This window comes from Amycolatopsis sp. NPDC114503, from assembly GCF_055633655.1.
This window is the reverse complement of record NZ_JBVKDT010000004.1, coordinates 605,930-624,047: the sequence shown is the minus strand read 5'-3', so window position 1 is coordinate 624,047 and position 18,118 is coordinate 605,930. Positions and strand designations below refer to the sequence as shown.

12 protein-coding genes are annotated in these 18,118 nt (G+C 71.9%); 6 read left to right on the top strand and 6 right to left on the bottom strand.

From position 1 onward, the window contains the following. Positions 1 to 18: 18 nt before the first annotated feature. The 3 genes from ACZ7OI_RS19935 to ACZ7OI_RS19925 form a co-directional block, all read right to left on the bottom strand. Entirely contained in the window at positions 19 to 1,083 is a 1,065-nt protein-coding gene (locus ACZ7OI_RS19935; protein WP_470265672.1) for a serine hydrolase domain-containing protein, read from the bottom strand. Positions 1,084 to 1,091: 8 nt separating this feature from the next. Then, complete coding sequence (locus ACZ7OI_RS19930; RefSeq protein ID WP_470265671.1) at positions 1,092 to 1,298, bottom strand: hypothetical protein; 207 nt, start codon at positions 1,296 to 1,298, stop codon at positions 1,092 to 1,094. A 99-nt stretch (positions 1,299 to 1,397) separates the two neighbouring features. Beyond that, entirely contained in the window at positions 1,398 to 2,336 is a 939-nt protein-coding gene (locus ACZ7OI_RS19925; protein WP_470265670.1) for an aldo/keto reductase, read from the bottom strand. Positions 2,337 to 2,485: 149 nt separating this feature from the next. Between ACZ7OI_RS19925 and ACZ7OI_RS19920 the strand changes: the two genes are divergently transcribed. Beyond that, positions 2,486 to 3,403: a helix-turn-helix transcriptional regulator gene (locus ACZ7OI_RS19920; protein WP_470265669.1), complete on the top strand. Its 918-nt coding sequence runs from the start codon at positions 2,486 to 2,488 to the stop codon at positions 3,401 to 3,403. A 10-nt stretch (positions 3,404 to 3,413) separates the two neighbouring features. On the opposite strand, the gene ACZ7OI_RS19915 is transcribed toward ACZ7OI_RS19920, so the two are convergent. From ACZ7OI_RS19915 to ACZ7OI_RS19905, 3 genes are read right to left on the bottom strand one after another with little or no spacing between them, the layout of a single operon-like run. Then, a complete protein-coding gene (locus ACZ7OI_RS19915; protein ID WP_470265668.1) occupies positions 3,414 to 4,253 on the bottom strand; it encodes a hypothetical protein in 840 nt (279 codons plus the stop codon). Positions 4,254 to 4,306: 53 nt separating this feature from the next. Further along, on the bottom strand, positions 4,307 to 5,275 hold the full coding sequence (locus tag ACZ7OI_RS19910) for an aldo/keto reductase (protein WP_470265667.1): 969 nt from the start codon (positions 5,273 to 5,275) through the stop codon (positions 4,307 to 4,309). A gap of 1 nt (position 5,276) precedes the next feature. Next, complete coding sequence (locus ACZ7OI_RS19905) at positions 5,277 to 6,065, bottom strand: SDR family oxidoreductase (protein WP_470265666.1); 789 nt, start codon at positions 6,063 to 6,065, stop codon at positions 5,277 to 5,279. Between the two features lie 272 nt (positions 6,066 to 6,337). Here ACZ7OI_RS19905 and ACZ7OI_RS19900 point away from each other — a divergent pair, with 272 nt between their 5' ends. From ACZ7OI_RS19900 to ACZ7OI_RS19880, 5 genes are read left to right on the top strand one after another with little or no spacing between them, the layout of a single operon-like run. Then, on the top strand, positions 6,338 to 12,115 hold the full coding sequence (locus ACZ7OI_RS19900) for an SDR family NAD(P)-dependent oxidoreductase (RefSeq protein WP_470265665.1): 5,778 nt from the start codon (positions 6,338 to 6,340) through the stop codon (positions 12,113 to 12,115). Continuing rightward, complete coding sequence (locus tag ACZ7OI_RS19895) at positions 12,109 to 15,945, top strand: beta-ketoacyl synthase N-terminal-like domain-containing protein (RefSeq protein WP_470265664.1); 3,837 nt, start codon at positions 12,109 to 12,111, stop codon at positions 15,943 to 15,945. The genes ACZ7OI_RS19900 and ACZ7OI_RS19895 overlap by 7 nt, the downstream gene beginning before the upstream one ends. Then, positions 15,942 to 16,232, top strand: a complete 291-nt coding sequence (locus ACZ7OI_RS19890; protein ID WP_470265663.1) for a phosphopantetheine-binding protein — start codon at positions 15,942 to 15,944, stop codon at positions 16,230 to 16,232. The genes ACZ7OI_RS19895 and ACZ7OI_RS19890 overlap by 4 nt, the downstream gene beginning before the upstream one ends. Further along, the gene (locus ACZ7OI_RS19885; RefSeq protein WP_470265662.1) at positions 16,220 to 16,996 is read left to right on the top strand and encodes an alpha/beta fold hydrolase; all 777 of its coding nucleotides are present in this window, start codon (positions 16,220 to 16,222) and stop codon (positions 16,994 to 16,996) included. The genes ACZ7OI_RS19890 and ACZ7OI_RS19885 overlap by 13 nt, the downstream gene beginning before the upstream one ends. Then, positions 16,972 to 18,105, top strand: coding sequence for a glycosyltransferase (locus ACZ7OI_RS19880; protein WP_470265661.1), 1,134 nt, complete (start codon positions 16,972 to 16,974; stop codon positions 18,103 to 18,105). The genes ACZ7OI_RS19885 and ACZ7OI_RS19880 overlap by 25 nt, the downstream gene beginning before the upstream one ends. Positions 18,106 to 18,118 lie beyond the last annotated feature (13 nt).

Here is an 18,118-nt window from a genome sequence, read left to right as displayed (position 1 = left end):
CTCGTTCAGTGTGGGCATTCAGTGGCAAAAGACTTTGTCGAGCACGGCGCGAGTCCAGTCGAAATCGGGGCCCCGCCCCAAAGTCACCGAAGCTTCGACGCGCCGTGTCCCGTCCGGGCTGGTGAACGCGACGGTCTGGAACCCGGGAATCCCGCCGGTATGCCCGAACACGCGCACTCCGCACGCGGTGGTCGGGGTTCGCACTCCGAGCCCGTACTGCTCGGTCGCGGAACGCGGGGTGGTCATCTGTGCCAGGAGGTCCGGCGGCACCAGCCGTCCCGCCGCCAGCGCGCGGACGAACTTGTCCAGGTCAGCCGTGGTGGAAATGATCTCGCCGGCCGCCCCGGCGACGCTCGGGTTCAGTTCGGTGACGTCGACGAGTTTCCCGTCCATCTCCTGGTACCCGTGCGCGTGCGGACCCGGGATGCCGGTGCGGTCGCCGGGAACCGACGTATGGTGCAGTCCGAGCGGTGCCAGGATGCGCTTCGCCGCCTCGTCGCCCCAAGCATGCCCGGTGGTCCGCTCGATCAGCATCCCCAGCACGATGAAATTGGTGTTGGAGTAGGAATGTTTGCTGCCAGGCGGGAAATCGAGCGGCCGCGCGGTCGAGATCGCGACCATCGACTCCGGCGAATGGTGCTGGTACCGGATCTTCTCCAGTCCGGACCCGAGCAGCGGGAGAGATTCGGTGTAGTCGTAGAGCCCGCTGGTGTGCTGCAGGAGCATCCGCACGGTGATCTCGTTGCCGTGCGGCAGGAGCCCGGGCAGATACCGCTCGACGGGAGCGTCGAGCCGCAGCCGGTGTTCGGCGACGAGTTGCAGGACCACGGTGGACGTGAACATCTTGGTCGCGCTGCCGATCCGGAAACGGCCAGTCGGCGAGACCGGCCTCCGAGAGTCCAGTTCGGACACTCCGGCGGCCACCGTGCGAGAGTGTCCGTTGTGGACTGTCCGGATCTGCACGCCGGTCGCGCCGGACGAGACGATGTCCCGTGCGAGCGTGCTAACCGGGTCCGGGGCAGCGGCGGTCGGCGCCGCGGGCGCGAGCAGCGACGCGGCCAGCGCCAGCGGTACAGCGGTCACCACGGGCGTCAGTCCTTGCGGCGCGCGGCGAAGCGCACGATCAGGACCAGCAGACACGCCACGGCGATCCCGTCGGAGGTCATCCGGAACATGGTGTCCAGTCCGGTGAAACCGCCGATCGAGTTCGTCGCGGCCCCGGCGACGAAGAACAGGCCGAGCAGGGTGGTGACGACCGGGCCGCCGGCCTGGCGGCTGCGGGTAGCTTCCATTTCCATGCCGACGACACTAGAAACCGGCGGCGTCCGTCAACATGCCTTGAACCCCCAACTTCACGGTAGCGCTGGCGCTACCGTGAAGTCGTTCGGACCGGCTGTCTACATCTCATGCTCCCAGCTGCCGCGCGTGTCGACGTCCGCCGCCTCCGCCAGCGACTCCAGCTCCGCGATCTCGTCGTCGGCGAGCGCGATGCCTTGAGCGCGGACCAGCCCGTCGACGTAGCTCGCGTTCGTGACCCCGATGATCGGCGTGGTCCCCTTGGCGATGGCCCAGGCGGTGGCGACGTCGGCGGCGGACGCGCCCCGGTCCTCGCCGATCGCTCCCATCCTGTCCGTGAGCGCTTGAAGCTGGGGCAGAATGCCGTTGTAGACGGCCGCCCGGCTGGTGCCCTCCGGCAACGGACGGGCCGGGCTGTATTTGCCGGTCAGCGCCCCTTGTTCGAGGACCATGTAGGAAAAGAACCGCACGTCGTGCTCGCGGCAGTGCTCGAGAATGCCCGCGCGCTCGGAGCTCCGGTACAGGAGGCTGTAGTGGTTCTGGACCGCCTCCACCCGGAAGCCTGCCTCTCCGAGGATCTCGTCGGCGAGAGCGATCTCCTTCAGATTGTGGTTCGAGACGCCGACGTGCTTGATCTTGCCGCTCCGCAGCAGCGGGATCAGCAGCGGCGTCCAGCGGGCCACGTCGGCCGGGTTGTGGATCCAGTACAGATCGACGTAGTCCGTGCCCAACCGGTCGAGGCTCTGCTCCAGCATGTCCGCGACCGGATCGTCGCCGTCGCCCGCGATCTGCGGGGTGAACTTCGTCGACAGCTGGTACTCGCTGCGGGCGTAACCCTTTAGCGCCTGAGCGAGGACTGTCTCCGAGCGGCCCATGCCGTACACCACCGCGGTATCCCACGTGGCGAGTCCGTTCGAGTGTGCCTTCTCGACGACCTCTCGCAGGCCGGACGCGGTCAGCTGACTGCCGAAGTAGCCGTCGCCCGCCTCGCCGCTGTCTCCCCAGGCCCACGTGCCCAGCGCCACCGTCTTGCTCGTCATGTCCTCTGACTCCATTCTCGTTTCCCCTCACCGCTGGGGTCGTTCGATCTTCAGGAGACTGCGCCGGCCGCAGCTGGAGAAGGGCGTGCTTATCGGGGGTAGGGCTTCAACCCCCCCTCGCGCCGTGACCGGCGGCTACCGTGGACGACATGGACCAGCAGCCCGGAAACCGCGGCGAAATCCGGCACTTCCTCTCCAGCCGGCGCGCCAAGATCACGCCGGCGGAGGCCGGGCTGCCGACCAGCTCCCGTCGCCGGGTCGCCGGGTTGCGGCGCGAGGAGGTCGCGGTCCTGGCCGGCGTGAGCACGGAGTGGTACACGCGGCTGGAGAAGGGGCACATCGGCGGCGTGTCCGAAGCCGTCCTCGACGCGGTTGCGCGCGCCCTGCGGCTGGACGACGACGAACGCACCTACCTGTTCGACCTGGCCCGGTCGTCGCGGTCCGCGAGCCGCGCGCCGTCGCGGCGCAAGGACGTCGAGGTCCTGCCCCGGGTGCAGTGGCTGCTCGACTCCATGACGATGTCCGCGGCGTTCGTGCGCAACGGCCGCACCGACATCGTCGCGAGCAACCCGCTCGCCCGAGCCCTGTACGCGCCGATGTTCGGCAGTGCCACCGTCGACCGGCTCGGCCGCCCCAACATCGCCCGCTACATCTTCCTCGACCCCGGCGCGCACTACTTCTTCGTCGACTGGGACGCCGCCGGCAACGCCACCGCCGCCCTGCTGCGCGCCGAGGCCGGGCGCGAGCCCCGCGACCGGGCACTGCGCGAACTCGTCGGCGAACTGAGCACTGTCAGCCCCGAGTTCCGCGAGCAATGGGCCGCGCACGACGTCCTGATCCGCCACGACGGCGTCAAACGGCTCCAGCATCCTGAGGCCGGCCGTCTGGAGCTGACCTTCCAGTCCCTGGACCTGCCCCTGCCCGGCCGAGCCGTGCACGACCTGATCACCTACACCGCCGAACCCGGCACCGAATCCGAGGACCGGCTCAAACTCCTCGCCAGCTGGGCAGCTACGCAATCCCGGGGGGCAGCACCCGCTCGCGACTCTCGGCCAGGGCCGCGCTGATCCGTCACGGTCACTGCTCGTCGGGGCGACCGGGCGAGGGACAGCCGACCTGTGCGGGATTTCCTCCGCGCGGCAAAGGTTCTGCGGCGTTGGAGCGGGAGACGGACTGGCGGTACACGCGGACGAGAGCTTGGGCCCGCGCGAATTCGGCGGGGGTGAACGGCAGCGACGGACGGTGTGCCTCGATGAGTTCGCCGGCGCGGCCGTGCAGCAGCATGGTGGCGCCGGTCAAACGCTCGTCTCGCGCGCGGCGGCCGGTTTTCCGCTGGACCGTGCAGGACGGGCCGAGCAGTGTGCCGAGCAGCTGGGCGAGATCGGCTCCCGGGGCGGCCGCCTGTCCGGCGATGGCGAGCATGCGGGTCGGGAGGTCGACGAGTTCGTGCACGTCCGCGCGCACGACCCAGACGTGGTCGCCGCCGCCGGACCTGGCCGCTTCGGCGAGGTCGGCTTCGGTCGTGCCGTCCGGGGCGCGGAGGAGGAATTCGTCGACGGCGCCGTCGGGCACGGCGAGGACCTGCATGGCCGCGATGTCGTAGCGATGCGCGGCCAGGGTGGCGGTGAGGGCGGCCAGGCTTCCCGGCACGTCGCGCACGGTCGCGCGGAGGCGCCATTCGGTCGCGTCGGCCGGTTCGGCCGCCGTGGCGCGTCGCGGCGGCCGGTGGCTCCAGCGGTGCCGCAAGGCGGCGGAGACGATGAAGAGCCCGCCCAGGGCGAACATCAGCGCGGGCCCGACGCGGTTGTTCGAGAGGGTGCTGACGAACAGATCGGCGATACCGGTGGCGAAGAACAACGCCGCCAGCTCGACCAGTTCCCGGTTGACCGAACGCTTCCGGCTCTCGGATGCTTTCATGCCCTCCAGCGTCGCGGCGGGCGTTTACCGCTGGCGTCGCCGCTCGTCACGATTCAGTTAACCGGCCCGGCCGGCGGGGTCCACACCAGCCGCGGATCGGTCTGCACGAAGCTGCCCAGCAGCTGGTCCACCCGCATCAGCACGTCCAGATCCAGACGGACCCCCGCGGCCTTCGCGTTTTCGGTCACCTGCTCCGGCGTGCTCGCTCCCGCCACCGTCGCGGCGACGGTTTCGTGCTGCAGGGTCCAGGCGAGCGCGAGCTGGGCCATGGTCAACCCCGCGTCGTCCGCGACGCCGCGCAGAAGCTCCACCCGGTCCACCAGCTCCGGGTACCGCACCGGCCGTGCGTACGCCGGTCCGGTCGCGCGGGAACCCGGCGGGACCGCGCCGTTGCCGTATTTGCCGGTCAGGACGCCTTGCGCCAGCGGGACCGCGGCGAACTGGCCGATGCCGAGCCGGTCGGACACCGGGATCACCTGCGCTTCGGCCACCCGCCACAGCATCGAGTAATGCGGCTGGTTCGAGATCAGCGGCACGTCGTACCGCGCGGCCGCCTCGGCTGCCTGCGTCAGCTGCTCGGCCGTCCACTCCGCGGTGCCGACGTAGCGCACCTTGCCTTGCCGCACGAGGTCCGACAGGGCCAGGAACGTCTCCGCGACCGGCGTCTTGTAGTCGAAGCGCAACAGCTGGTAGACGTCGACGTAGTCGGTGCGCAGCCGCCGCAGCGAGCCCTCCAGCGACGCGATCACGTGTTTGCGGCTCAGGCCCGCGTCGTTGGGCCCGGGGCCTTCGGGCCAGAACACCCCGGTGCACAGGACCAGATCGTCGCGGCGGATGCCGGCGAACGCCGCGCCGAAGGCGGCTTCCGCGGCGCCGCCGTCCCAGGCCGCCGCCGTGTGGAACGTCGTGACGCCCGCGTCCAGCGCCGCGGCGACGCAGCCGGGCGCGTGGTGGTTGAACCAGTTGCCGTAGGCGATTTCGCTCACGGCGAGCCCGCTCGCGCCGAGCCTGCGGTACTCCACTTCAGCCTCCTTGGACGGCCATCTCGTCGATCCACGCGTCCACCGCGCCCGCCTTGCGGGCGAACGATTCCCGCACCGATTCGTGCGGCAGGATCAGGAACTCGTCCCGGGACAGCCCGCGCACGACCGCGTCGGCGACGTCCTCGGGTTCGAGCAGCGGCGCGGCGGCCGCGATCGCCAGCGCGGCCGGGTGGCCCGCGGCGAGGCCCGGCTCCAGCAGCGCGGTGCGGACGCCGAGCGGGCACAGCGCGCTGACCCGCACCCCGCGCGGCCGGTAGGTGATCGCGAGCCATTCGGCCAGCGCGACGGCCGCGTGCTTGGTGACCGAGTACGGCGCGTCGCCCGGCACTCCGAGCAGGCCGGCGGCCGACGCGGTGAGCAGCAGGCAGCCCTCGCCGCGGGCGAGCATCGAAGGCAGCACCGCCTGTGCGGCGTGGACATGCTGCATCACGTTGATTTCCCAGGACTTCGCCCACTGTTCGTCCGCGGCGTGCACGCCGGTGCCGAACGCGGCGCCTGCGTTGGCGCAGAACAGGTCCACCGGCCCGAACTCGCCGCGCGCGCCCGCCACCAGCGCTTTCAAGTCCTTTTTGGACGTCGCGTCGGTCGCCGCCGCGACGGCCCGGCCGCCCGCGTCCCTGATCTCGGCCGCCACGCGTTCGGCCCCGTCCGCGTCGAGGTCGGACACGACCACCCCGTGCGCGCCCTCGGCGGCGAATCTGCGGGCCATGGCGGCGCCGATTCCGTGCGCCGCGCCGGTCAGCACGACTACCCGTCCGGTCAGTTCCACCTGCGCTCCACTATTTCCCGGGACATTGTTACGGAGGTGAGCAAATTGTATTTCCCGACTGTGATCCGGATGATAAAAGCCCTGTTCAGAGGCTTGCGATGAGTTCTCTGCACGGTTTCGGACATTAGCACGGCGGGGGTGTCGATGGTACGCTCCGCGGCAATTATTCACTGCCGGTATTGCGTTTTCCGCGGCCGATGCGTTATTGCTGTAAACGGTTCCGCGACGATCACCCGCGGACAACTGCCCATCCCGGTACAGGAGGTCAGCCGATGGTCGAGCTTGTCCCGCCGTCGCACGCTCGACGGCTGCGGTGCCTTGGCGTGGGCGATCCCGGCACGGTGGCGGCCGTCGCCCGCGGCGGGGGACTGGGCGTGCTCGACGGGACCGACCCGGTGGAGCTGCGACTGGTCGCGGCCCGGGTTCGCGTGCCCTACGGCGTGCGCACTGACGGTCCGGTGCCCGCTGGTGCGGCCTTTGCGATCCGGACGAAAGCGCCGTGGCGGGGCGCGCTCGCCGAGGCGGCGGACGCGGAAACCGCCGCCGAAGCGGTCCGAGGCGGTGCGCTGGGTCTCGTCGCCGGGGCCGGAGAGCTGAGCGATTTCGTTCTGGTGCAACAGCTTTTGGCGAGGTTCGAGGTCCCGGTGTGGGGCCGCGTCGCCGGGCCTAGGACGGCGGTGGGCGCGCTCGCCGGCGGTGCGGCAGGAGTGCTTCTGCCGTCCGCGACGGAAGCCGGCGTGCGCCGGATCATCAGTGCGGAGCTGCCCGCGATCTCGTTGGGCGATCGGCTGTGCGCCACGCTGGGCACCGCGCTGCCGATCGTGCAGGGTCCGATGACGCGCGTCAGCGACCAGCCCGCGTTCGCCGCCGCGGTCGCGGACGCGGGCGGGTTTCCTTTCCTCGCGGTCGCCACCGCGAACGGCGTGCGGACGACGGAGCTGTTGCGCGGCACCGCCGAGCGGCTCGGCGACCGGCCGTGGGGCGCGGGCATTCTCGGCTTCGTGCCCGACGGCCTGCGGGCCGAGCAGTTCGCCGCGATCCGGGCCGCCCGGCCGCGGTGCGTGCTGATCGCCGGCGGGAAACCGGGGCAGGCCAAGGCGTTGGAAGCCGAGGGCATCGCGACGTTCCTGCACGTTCCCTCGCCGATCCTGCTCCGCCAGTACCTCGACGCCGGAGTGCGCCGGTTCGTCTTCGAGGGCGCCGAATGCGGCGGGCACGTCGGTCCGCGGTCGAGCTTCGCCTTGTGGGAAGAGCAGATGGCGGTCCTCGCGGGGGAGAAGGACGTCGAGGTGTTGTTCGCCGGCGGGATCCATGACGCCCGTTCGGCCGCGATGGTCGCCGCGATGGCGGCGCCGCTCGACGGTGCGGGCGTTCTGCTCGGCACCGCTTACCTCTTCACGAAGGAAGCCGTGCAGCACGGCGCGATCACCCGGCTGTTTCAGGAATGCGTGCTCGCCGCCGACACCACCGTCACCCTCGAAACCGCGCCGGGCCATAGCACGCGCTGCCTGCTCAGCCCGTACACGACGGAATTCGAGCAGCTCAAGGCGAACCTGACCGACGTGCCCGCGCGGGAAGCCTGGCAACGGCTCGAAGAGCTGAACACCGGACGGTCGCGCATCGCCAGCAAGGGCGTGCGCCGCGACGGAACGCGGCTGAGCGCGCGGACCCAGCTCGCCGACGGGATGTACCTGGCCGGCGAGGTGGCCGTGCTGCGCGATCGCCGGACGACGATCGCGGAACTGCATGCCGAAGTCGCCTCGGGACGGACGTTCGCGCGACCCCTCGAAGAGCCGGAGAGTTCAAGCAGGGACATCGCGGTCATCGGCATGGCCGGTACTTTCGCGGGCGCGCCCGACCTCGAAGCGTTCTGGTCGAACATCCTGCGCGGCGAGGACGCGATCACCGAGGTGCCGCCGGGGCGCTGGGATCCGGAAGTCTACTTCGGACAGTCAACGTCGAAATGGGGCGGTTTCCTGCCGCCGCTGCCGGTCGATCCGCTGGACTACGGCATTCCGCCGTCCGCGATGGGCAGCATCGACCCGGCGCAGCTCGTGTCGCTGGAGACCGCGCGCCGCGCGCTCGCCGACGCCGGGTACGAGGACCGGGATTTCGACAGAGAACGCACGAGCGTCGTTTTCGGCGCCGAGGCAGGCGGCGACCTCGCCAACGCGAGCACGCTGCGCTCCCTGCTCGACGGCTATTTCGAGGAGGTCCCAGCCGAACTCCGGGACCAGCTGCCCGAACCGACCGAGGACACTTTCCCCGGCACGCTCGCCAACGTCATCTCCGGCCGGATCGCCAACCGGCTCGACCTCGGCGGCGCGAACTACACCGTCGACGCCGCCTGCGGATCCTCGCTGGCCGCGCTGGATCTCGCGGTCAAGGAGCTGCGCTCCGGGACCAGTTCGCTCGTGCTGTGCGGGGCGGTCGATCTGCACAACGGCATCCACGACTACCTGATGTTCACCGCCGCCGGCGCGCTGTCGCCGACCGGGCGGTGCCGTCCGTTCGACGCGTCCGCCGACGGCATCGCGCTCGGCGAGGGCGTCGCCTGCCTGGTGCTCAAACGGCTCGCCGACGCCCAGCGGGACGGCGACCGGATCTACGCCGTGGTCAAGGGAGTGGGCGCGGCGAGCGACGGGAAGGCGCTGGGGCTCACCGCGCCGCGTCCGGAGGGACAGGCTCGCGCGCTGGAACGGGCGTACCGCGACGCCGGGGTGTCTCCGGCGGACGTCGGGCTGGTGGAGGCGCACGGCACCGGCACGGTCGTCGGCGACGCGACCGAACTGCGCACGTTGACGGGGTTCTTCGCCGGTGCCGGGGCCGAGCCGGGCTCCTGCGCGCTCGGCTCGGTCAAGAGCCAGATCGGCCACACGAAATGCGCGGCCGGGCTGGCCGGGCTGATCAAGGCCGTGCTCGCGCTGTGGCACGAGGTCGTCCCGCCGACGCTGCACCTGGCCGAGCCCAGCGCGGCCTGGGACGCGGCGGCCAGCCCGTTCACGTTCACGACCTCGGCCCGGCCGTGGGCGGACCCGGCCCGGCTCGCCGGGGTGAGCGCGTTCGGCTTCGGCGGCACCAATTTCCACGCTGTGCTCGGCACCGGCCCGGTCGCTCCGGACCGGCGGCACGGGTTGCGCGACTGGCCCGCCGGAACCGGGGAGATCCTCGGCGGAATCACCACGGCCGCAACCGATCCCGGCAAAGTCGCGTTCCTGTTCCCCGGCCAGGGAAGCCAGCGCGTCGGCATGCTCGCCGAGCTGTTCGTGCACTTTCCGGAACTGGCCGACCTCCTGCGCCTCGCGCCCGACGTCGCCGCGACCGCTTTCCCGCCGAACGCGTTCGGCCCCGATGCCGTTGCGGCACAAGAGAACGCGCTGACCGACACCCGCGTCGCACAGCCCGCGCTGGGGCTGGTCGAAACGGCGGTGGCGCGGCTGCTGGACGAAGTCGGCGTCCGGCCGGATTTCCTCGCCGGGCACAGCTACGGCGAGCTGGTCGCGCTGTCGGTCGCGGGTGCGTTCGACACCGCGACGCTCGTGCGGCTCAGCCGGGCCAGGGCGAAGGCTATCGCCGACGTCGCCGCGCCCGGCACGATGGCCGCGGTCAAGGCGTCGCGCGACGTGCTGACCGCGACCCTGATCGGCCCGGACGTCGTGGTGGCCAACCACAACGCGCCCGGGCAAAGCGTGCTGTCCGGGCCGGTTCCCGCGGTGGAACGGGCGATCCGGCGGCTGCGGGAGACCGGGATCGCGGCCAAGCGGATTCCGGTGGCCTGCGCGTTCCACAGCCCGCTGGTCGCCGGAGCGGGCGACGCCTTCGCCGCGACGCTCGCCGAGGAGAACATCTCGGCGCCCCGGCTGCCGGTGTGGTCGAACCGGGAGGCGCGTCCCTACGAAGGCGACGTCCGCAGCGAACTCGCGGCGCAGATCGGCGCACCCGTGCGGTTCCTCGACGAGATCGAGTCGATGTACGCGGCGGGCGCGCGGACATTCGTCGAGGTCGGGCCCGGCCGGGTGCTGACCGGGCTGGTGGCGGAGATCCTCGGGGACCGCCCGCACACCGCCGTCGCGTGCGGGCCCGACCTGAAGGGGTTCCTGACCGCGTTGTCCCGCCTCGCGCAAGCGGGTGTCGCCGTTCGCACCGAACGGCTGGCCCGGCCGCCGCGCCCCGAACCCGCCGCCACCGCCTGGACAGTCGACGGCCGGTCCGTCCGCGCACCCGGCGCCGAAGTCCCCGCCCTCCCGCCTGCCCGACGGATACGGAGCACCGCGATGACCGAACCCGCCCCCAGCCGCGACCAAGCGGTGGTCGACTTCCTGCGCACCGCCCGCGAACTCGTCGCGGCGCAGCGCGACGTGATGCTCGGCTACCTCGGCGCCCCGGCCGCCGCACCCGCCCCGGCCGCTCCGGTTCCAGTGCCAGCGGCGGTTCCGGCGGCGATCGAGGCACCGGCGGCCGCGCCGGAACCTCCCGAGCCCGAGGCAGCGCCCGACGTGCTGACGACGGTGATCGGCGTGATCAGCGACCGCACCGGCTACCCGGCGGAGATGATCGCGGGCGACCTCGACCTCGAGGCGGACCTGTCGATCGATTCGATCAAGCGGACCGAGATCGCCGGAACCTTGCTGGGCAGGCTGGGCTTGCCCGCCGACGACCGCACCGATCAGCTCAGCCGCGACCGGACCGCGAATGCCCTGACCGCGCACCTGGAGAGCTGGTTGTCGCCCGCGCGGGCGGCCGCCGCGCCGAAGCGGTACCGGCTGGCCAGAGTGCCGGTGCCGCTCGACCCGGATCCCGCGCGGCTGCGCGGAAAGCGGGTGGCGCTGCTGGGCGGCGACGAGTCGGTCCGCGAGGCTTTCGCTTGCGCGGGAGCGAAAATCGTCACCGAGGATGCCGAGCTCACCGTGCTGCTCACCGAAGGCGCTGATGCCCCAGAGGTTTTCGCCCGGCTCAAGGCAATGCACGGATCCGTCCTGATCGCGGCGGAACCGGGCGCTGCCGGGCTCCGCGGCCTGGTCCGCTCGGCCGCGCTCGAACGCGAGGGAACCACCCGGCTCGTCGAGGTCGCCCAGGATCTCGCGAAGGTGCTCGTCGACGAAGCCTGCAGCGACGGACCGTCCGTCGTCGGCCATGACCACGACGGCCGCTTCACGATCGAGCCGCAGCCCCAGGATCTCGGGTCGCTCGCCTACTCCGGAGCCGGACCGGGCGGCGGGGAACTCGCCGCGCTGAACCTCGGCCCGGATTCCCTGGTGCTGCTCGTCGGCGGGGCTCGCGGGATCACCGCCGGCGCGGCGGTCGCGTTCGCCGCGTCCGGCTGCCGGGTCGAACTCGCCGGCCGGACCCCGTGGCCCGGCGAACCCGACGACCTGCCCGCCGATCCCGCCGCGATGCGGGCTGTGCTCGCCGGACGCGGCGGGTCGGTGGCCGGCATCGAACGCCGGGTGCGGACCGTTCTGGCGCAACGCGAGATCGGCCGCACCCTCGACGAGATCCGGGCCGCGGGCGGCGACCCGGCGTACCAGTCGCTCGACGTGCGCGACGCGAACGCCGTGCACCAGCTGGTCAAAGACCTCGTCGCGCGCCACGGCCGGATCGACGGAGTCGTCTTCGCCGCGGGCGTGATCGACGACAAGCTCATGGCGGACAAGGACGAGCGGTCGTTCCGCGACGTCTTCGAGACCAAAGTGGACGGTGCCCGCGCGTTGCTCTCGGCGTTGACGGAATTCGGGGTCGAGCCGGGGTTCGTCGCCTTCTTCGGCAGCATCGCCGCGGTGCTCGGCAACCGCGGTCAGACCGACTACGCCGCGGCGAACGACGTCCTGGAAGCGCTGAGCACGAGCTGGCCCGGCCGGGCGGTCACTGTCCACTGGGGACCGTGGGCCCCCGGCGGCGGCCACGGCGGGATGGTGTCGCCGGAGCTGGCCCGCGAATACGAACGCCGGGAGATCGGCCTGCTCGACGCCGGGGAAGGCGTCGCGGCCCTGTTGCGGGAACTCGCCTACGGAACTGATCGCGCGGTCCTGTACACGGCGTCACTGTGGTGAGGCAGGAACCGGTCGCGCTCGTCGGGATGGGTGTCTTCCTCCCCGGAGCGTCCACTGTGGACCAATACTGGCGGAACCTCGTCGAAGGCGCCGACGCCGTCACCGAGATTCCGGTGGAGCGCCGCGACCCGGCGTTCCACGGGCGAGACGGCTCCGCGCCGGACCGGACTCACGGCCGTCGAGGCGGTTTCGCTCCGGACACTCTCGAATTCGACCCTGCTGCCCACGGAGTGGCGCCGACCTCCCTGTCCGGGATCGAGCCGGACCAGCTGACGGCGCTCGCGGTCGCCGTGGCCGCGGTCGACGACGCGGGCGGTCTCAGCGGGCTCGGCGACCCCGAACGGATCGGCGTCGTGCTCGGCCGCGGCGGCTATCTTTCGCCTGGCCTGCAAGGATTCGACCAGCGGGTCCGCACGGTCCGGCAGCTCGCCCGCACGGTCGGCGAGCTGGTCCCGTCCGCCGGGCCGGACGTGCTCGACCGGCTGCGCGCGGCGGTGCGCGAAACCCTGGGCGAGTTCCGGCCGGAGACCGCCGCCGGGCTGGTGCCCAATCTCGCCGCGGCCCGTGTGGCCAACCGGCTCGACCTCGGCGGCCCGGCCTACACCGTCGACGCCGCGTGCGCGTCGTCGCTGGTCGCGGTCGACCAGGCGATCGGGGAACTGGTCCGGGGCCGCTGCGACGCGGTACTGGCCGGCGGCGTGCACCAAACGCACGACGACACGCTCTGGTCGCTGTTCACCCAGCTCGGCGCGCTGTCGCCAAGCCAGCGGATCAGCCCCCTCTCGCGCGCCGCCGACGGGATGCTGATCGGGGAGGGCACCGCGATCGTCGTGCTCAAGCGGCTGGCCGACGCCCGCCGCGACGGCGACCGCGTGTACGCCGTGCTCCGGGGCAGCGGCACGTCGAGCGACGGGCGGGGCGCGAGCCTGCTCAGCCCGTCCGTCGCGGGGCAGGTCCTCGCGCTGCGCCGGGCCTGGGACGGGATGGACCCCGCGGAAATCGGCCTGCTGGAGGCGCACGGCACGGCAACGCCCGCCGGGGACGCGGCCGAGCTGACCACCGTCGCCGAGGTGTTCGGCACGACCGGCGGCCCGCGCGCGGTGATCGGCTCGGTCAAGTCGATGATCGGGCACACGCTGCCGACGGCCGGGGTCGCCGGGCTGGTCAAGGTCGCGCTCGCGCTGCACCACGAGGTGCTTCCGCCGACGCTGCACTGCGAAGACCCGAACCCGCTGCTCGACAAGACGCGGTTCCGGGTGCTGGCCGAGGCGCAGCCGTGGGACGCGCTGCCGCGCGTGGCCGCGGTCAGCGCGTTCGGATTCGGCGGGGTGAACGCGCACCTGGTCGTAGGGGCCGGTGACCCGGCTCCGAAACGCACAGCGCGCGTCACCGAGCCGGAGCGCGTGCTGCGGCTGGCCGCGAACTCTCCGGAGGAGCTGCTGGAACAGCTCGACCGGCCGGGGGAGCCCGGGGACGGGCGGTGCCGGATCGGGATCGTCGGCCCCGACGAGCGCAAACTGGCCATGGCGCGCAAGGTGATTGGCAAAGTGGCGGCCACCGGCCGGGCGTGGCACAGCGCCGACCTCTGGTGCACCGCGGATCCGCTTCTGCCGCACGGGAAAACCGTGTTCCTGTACCCGGGATTGGAAGCGGACGCCGAACCCCGCCTGGCTGATGTCGCCCGGCACTTCGGGCTCGACCTTCCGCGCTGGTCGACCGCGAGCGTGCCCGCGCGGGCGGCGAGCGTGTCGGCGGCCGGGCTCGTGCTCGACCAGGCGTTGCGGCGGCTGGCGATCCGCCCGGACGCGCTCGCCGGGCACAGCGCCGGCGAGTGGACCGCGATGCAGGCCGCCGGGATGTACCGGCCGGAACCGGATCTCCTCGACCGGTACTGGCCGGAGGGATTCGAGCTGCCCGTCGCGGACTACCTGGTGCTGGGCTGCCCGGCCGAGCGCGCGGCCGGGTTGCTCACCGGAGATCTGGTCGTCTCCCACGAAAACGCGGTGCGGCAGACGATCGTGTGCGGCCCGCCGGACGCGGTAGCGGCGTTCGCCAAGACGTGCCGGGGCAACGGAATCGTGGCCAGGACGCTGCCGTTCCGGTCGGGCTTCCACACCCCGTTGCTGCGGCCGCATCTGGCGCCGTTCGCCCGGCTCGCCGCGGAACTGGACCTGCGCGAACCGGCGGCGCCGGTGTGGTCGGCCACCACCGCGCGGCCCTATCCCGCCGAACTGGACGCGATCCGCGAGCTGTACCTGGAGCACCTCGTGCGCCCGGTCCGCTTCCGCGAGCTGACCGAGGAGCTGCACCACGCCGGGTTCCGCGTGTTCGTCCAGGTCGGCGCCGGGCAGCTGGGCTCGTTCGTCGCCGACACGCTCGGCGACCGGCGGCACCTCGTCGTCGCGGCCGGGTCCGGGTCCCGCTCCGGGCTCGCTCAGCTCCGCCGGGTCGCGACGGCCTTGTGGACCGAGGGCGGCGCCCCCGACTTCGCCGCCGCGGAGCCGCGGCGGATCCGGCTCAACACCGGACAGCCGTTGCTGTCGCTAGGGAACCGGGCGCGCGGCCTGCTCGACGACCGGAGCCTGCCGGAGCTGCCCGCGGGGACGCCCGAGGCGATCGCCGCGGAGTTCAGCGCGCTGCTCGACCAGACCCGCCAGACGGCGGCGGACGTCGTCGCGGCCGCCGTCCAGCGTCCGGTCGAGTCCACTGTGGACGTCTCGCTCGACGCGATGCCGTACCTGCGCGACCACCGGTTCTTCCGGCAGCGCGCCGACTGGCCCGACGAGACCGACTTCCGCCCGGTGGTTCCCGCGACCACGCTGGTGGATCTCGCCTGCCGAACCGTCGAACGGACCTGGCCGGGCACGACGGCGGCAACGGTGCGCGACGCGGTGTTCTCGCGGTGGCTGACCGCCGCTCCGGCTCAGCGGGTGCCGTTGTCTCTCAGCCGCCGGGGCGACCGCGTGACCGTCGAGATCGGACCGTACGCGCTGCTGACCGTCGAGCTGGGACCGTATCCGCCGCCACCTCCGCGCACCGGAATTCCGGCGCCGGAGACCCCGCCGCCCTTGTCCGCGGCCGAGATCTACGCGCGCCGCGAGATGTTCCACGGCCCGGCGTACCAAGGTTTGGCGCGATTGACCGGTCTCGGCGAACAGCACATCCGAGGCGAGCTGGTGGCGCCGTCCGCTCCCGGCGGGCTGCTCGACAACGTGGGCCAGCTGCTGGGCTGCTGGCTGATGGCGACCCGGTCCGACGACCTGCTCGCCTTCCCCCGCTCGATCGGCCGGATCACCTGGCACGAGGCGGAACCCGAGCCGGGCGCCCGAGTCGAATGCCTCGTGCGGACGCGGCTGCCGCGGCCCGACGTCCTGGAGATGGACGCCGAACTGGTACGCGACGGCCGGGTGGTCGCGACCGTCGAAGGCTGGCGGGACGTCCGGTTCCCGTGCGACCGCGCGGCCCATCGGGTCTACGCCTTCCCGGACCGCCACCTGCTTTCGGAGCGCTTGGACGGCGGGCGCGTATGCGTCACCGACCGCTGGCCGACCGTCGCCGCGCGCGAGATCTACGCCGGCGTCTACCTCGCCGCCGAGGAACGGGCCGAATTCGCCGCAGTGCCGCCGCGCGAGCAGCGCGGCTGGCTGCTGACCCGGATCGCGGCGAAGGACGTCGCCCGCGCCGAGCTGGGCGAGGGGATCTATCCGGCCGAGATCCGCGTGCACGCCGACGGCCGGGTGTCCGGTCGCGGTCGCGAGTTGCCTCTCCTCGCCGTCTCCGTCGAGCTGAACGGGGACACCGCCATCGCACAACTCAGGAGCACGACATGACCATCGACCACGCCTCGGCTGTCTTCGACGTCGTCGCGGAACTGCTCGGCGAGCTCGTCGGCGACGCCGAGGTGCTCGGCGTCGAGATCACGCCCGGCACGACGTTCCACGAGGACCTGCAACTGGAAAGCATCGACCTGGTGACTTTCGCGAGCATCCTGGCCGAGCACTTCGGCGAAGATGTCAACCTCGCCGAGTACTTGGCGGAGAAGGATCTCGACGACGTCATCGGGCTGACCGTCGGCGACATCGCCCGGTTCGTGGGGGAGCGCACGTGCCCACGATGACGGTGAACGGGCTGCGCACCAACGTGCAGCTCGTCCGCGCGGGCGGGCCGGAGACCGTGGTGTTCTTGCACGGCATGGGCACCGACAGCCTCGCGAGCTTCTACCTGACGCTGGCGCCGCCGGTCGCGGCCGCGGGCATCGACGTGATCAGCTACGACCTGCGCGGGCACGGCAAGACGGAGCGGCCGGAACGGGGCTACACCCTGGCCGACTTCGTCGCCGACCTCGACGACCTGCTGTGCCAGCTCGGCGTCGAGCGGCCGGTGCACTTGGTGGGCAACAGCTTCGGCGGAACGCTCGCCTACAGCTACGCGGTCGCCAATCCGGCGCGGGTCCGCAGCATCGTGTGCATCGAATCGGAACCCGCGACCGAGGTGTGGGCCGGGAAAATGAGCGAAATCCTCGCGCACACCCTGCGCTTCCTCCGGACGGAGGAGAGTTTCGCCTGGATCGAGGCGAACTTCAGCGCGCACCACCGGCGGCTGGCGCGGCTGGCGGCCGAGCGGATCATGTCGACGAAAATGGCCGAGGAGGTGCCGCTCGGACCGCTGCTCACCTGGGAGCAGGTGGCGGCGATCGGCTGCCCGGTGCTGTCCGTGCTGGGCAGCCACGGCTACCAGGCCGACGATCTCGAAGCGCTGACCTCGATGCTGCCGCGCGGCGAACTGCACGTGTTCGAAGGACAGGGGCATTCGGTGCTCGTGGAACAGCATCGCGAGGTGCGCAAGCTGGTGCTCGAATGGATCGGACGGCATTCGGCATGAGGTTCCTGCTGGTCGTCCCGCCGCTGGCCGGGCACATCGCACCGCTGCGCGGAGTGGCCGAGGAGCTTTCCGCGCGCGGGCACGAGGTGGCTTGGTGCGGGCCCTCGCCAGGAGTGTCCGAAATGGTCTCCGGACAGGTGTTCGCAGCGGGGGACTCGCGGCAGTTTTCGGTGGCGCTCCGGCCGCCGGAACTGCGCGGGTTCGCCGCGTTGAAATATCTCTGGGAGTCCTATCTGGTCCCGCTCGCGGACGCGATGGTCCCCGGTGTCCAGCGGGCGCTCGACGCGTTTCGCCCCGACGTCGTCGTGGCCGACCAGCAGGCGCTGGCGGGCGCGCTGGTCGCCGCGCGGTGCGGGCTGCCGTGGGCGACGTCGGCCTCGACGTCCACCGAACTGGCCGACCCCCTCGCCTCGATGCCGAGAATCGCGTCCTGGGCGGCCGGGCTCCGGACGAGACTGTGCGCGCGGCACGGAGCCGCCGTCGCCGATCTGCGGTTCTCGCCGCACCTGGTGCTGGCGTTCACCACGCGGGCCTTGGCCGGGCAAGCCAGGGTGGCGGCACCGGTCTGTTACGTCGGACCAGTGCTTCCCGCCTCCCCCAGCGGATTCGCGAGGTCCTTTGTGGACACTCGGCCGCTGGTGGTGGTGACCCTCGGAACCTCCAACGCTTCGGCGGGACAGCGGTTTCTCGCCGAGAGCGTCGCCGCGCTGGCCGGAATGCCGCACGTGCAAGGGCTGGTCGTCGATCCGACGGGCACGCTGGAGAGCGAGGAAGTCGCTCTGGCGTGGCGGATTCCGCAGGTCGAGGTGTTCGCGCAGGCGTCGGTGGTGGTCTGCCACGGCGGGCACAACACGGTGTGCGAGGCGTTGGCGGCCGGGCTGCCGCTGGTGCTCGCTCCGATTCGGGACGACCAGTCGATGCTGGCGCAGCAGGTGGTCGCCGCGCAGGCCGGGGTTCGGTTGCGGTTCGACCGTGCCCAGGCCGCGGATATTCGCGAGGCGATCGAATCGGCTTCGAAGTATCGCGAGGGTGCGGCTCGGATCGGTGCGTCGTTCGCTGCGGCCGGGGGTGCGTCGGAGGCGGCGTCTCGGTTGGAGGCGTTGGCCTAGGCGAGCTTGGCGG

What these genes read in the sequence shown, in the direction of transcription:
- ACZ7OI_RS19930 (WP_470265671.1), bottom strand. Translation starts at nt 1,298, where the DNA reads ATGGAAATGGAAGCTACCCGCAGCCGCCAGGCCGGCGGCCCGGTCGTC.
- ACZ7OI_RS19925 (WP_470265670.1), bottom strand. Translation starts at nt 2,336, where the DNA reads ATGACGAGCAAGACGGTGGCGCTGGGCACGTGGGCCTGGGGAGACAGC.
- ACZ7OI_RS19920 (WP_470265669.1), top strand. Translation starts at nt 2,486, where the DNA reads ATGGACCAGCAGCCCGGAAACCGCGGCGAAATCCGGCACTTCCTCTCC.
- ACZ7OI_RS19915 (WP_470265668.1), bottom strand. Translation starts at nt 4,253, where the DNA reads ATGAAAGCATCCGAGAGCCGGAAGCGTTCGGTCAACCGGGAACTGGTC.
- ACZ7OI_RS19900 (WP_470265665.1), top strand. Translation starts at nt 6,338, where the DNA reads ATGGTCGAGCTTGTCCCGCCGTCGCACGCTCGACGGCTGCGGTGCCTT.
- ACZ7OI_RS19890 (WP_470265663.1), top strand. Translation starts at nt 15,942, where the DNA reads ATGACCATCGACCACGCCTCGGCTGTCTTCGACGTCGTCGCGGAACTG.
- ACZ7OI_RS19880 (WP_470265661.1), top strand. Translation starts at nt 16,972, where the DNA reads ATGGATCGGACGGCATTCGGCATGAGGTTCCTGCTGGTCGTCCCGCCG.